The organism is Streptomyces sp. NPDC101166, assembly GCF_044768125.1.
Taxonomy (GTDB): Bacteria; Actinomycetota; Actinomycetes; order Streptomycetales; family Streptomycetaceae; genus Streptomyces.
The window spans coordinates 1-1,023 of the sequence record NZ_JBIWPF010000383.1; the positions used below are offsets into that span (position 1 = coordinate 1).

Genomic DNA, 1,023 nt, shown 5'->3' on the forward strand with positions numbered 1-1,023 from the left:
CGGGTAACGGCTTCGGAGAACGTGACGCCGGACGGGTTGGAGTAGTTGGGCACCGCCCACAGACCCTTGATGCTCGGGTCGGACGCGACCAGCTCCGCGATCAGGTGGGTGTCGGGGCCGTCGTTCTTCATCGGGATCGGGATCATCTCGAAGCCGAGCGACTCGGTGATCGCGAAGTGCCGGTCGTAACCCGGTACCGGGCACAGGAACTTGAGCACCGGCTCGTCCGCCCAGCGGCGCTCCGAATCCGCGGTCCCGTGCAGCATGGCGAACACCAGCAGGTCGTGCATCATCTCCAGGCTGGCGTTGTTGCCGGCCAGCAGATTCGACACCGGGATGCCGAGCAGTTCGGAGAAGATCGCGCGCAGCTCCGGCAGGCCGTGCAGGCCACCGTAATTGCGGACGTCGGTGCCGTTGGCGTCACGGTAGTCGGCGGCGCCCGGCAGCTCCAGGAGTCCCTGGGAGAGGTCCAGCTGCTCGGGCGATGGCTTCCCCCTCGTAATGTCCAGCGTCAGCTTCTCGGTCTTGAGCTTCGCGTAGTTCGCGGTCTGCGTCTCGTGTTCCGTCACGAGTTCCGCATGGCTCATCAAACCGAATTGCGTCTGCCGAGGCATCTGAGCGCCCTTCCAATGGCGTGGGATGTTTGTCCAGGGTTGCGCGCACCGCGAACCCAACCGCCCAGGTTACTAGGCGGCGTCTCCGATTCGGCAGGGATATCTGTACTTCCGTCACCCGCGACGACCGGGCCGGAAAAAGAAAGGGGACCCAGCGCACCCGGCAGAGCCCGTTGACCCTTGCTGCCTTCCGGCCCTGGGGGAGTTCACAGGATGCGCGCCGCGCTGGATCCGTCGGCCAGTGTAGCGGCTCACCGCGCCCGGTGCCGCCCGGGGTCGATACGATGCCTGCGATATGCGGGGTCGCCCGCGTTTTTCCGGAGGGGTGAAGACGATATGACGAGTTCCGATCCAGGAGCCGGTGCTCCGCACGATCCGCAGAAAGCCCAGGAGACCGCGCAATGGTGGG

General features: G+C 65.8%; 1 other RNA gene and 1 pseudogene. Both read right to left on the minus strand.

What is annotated here, in order from left to right:
* A pseudogene (locus ACIRS4_RS39290) lies at positions 1–587 on the minus strand (aminotransferase); the annotation flags it as partial.
* Positions 588–755: 168 nt separating this feature from the next.
* An RNA gene (gene ffs / locus ACIRS4_RS39295) (signal recognition particle sRNA small type) lies at positions 756–850 on the minus strand.
* Positions 851–1,023 lie beyond the last annotated feature (173 nt).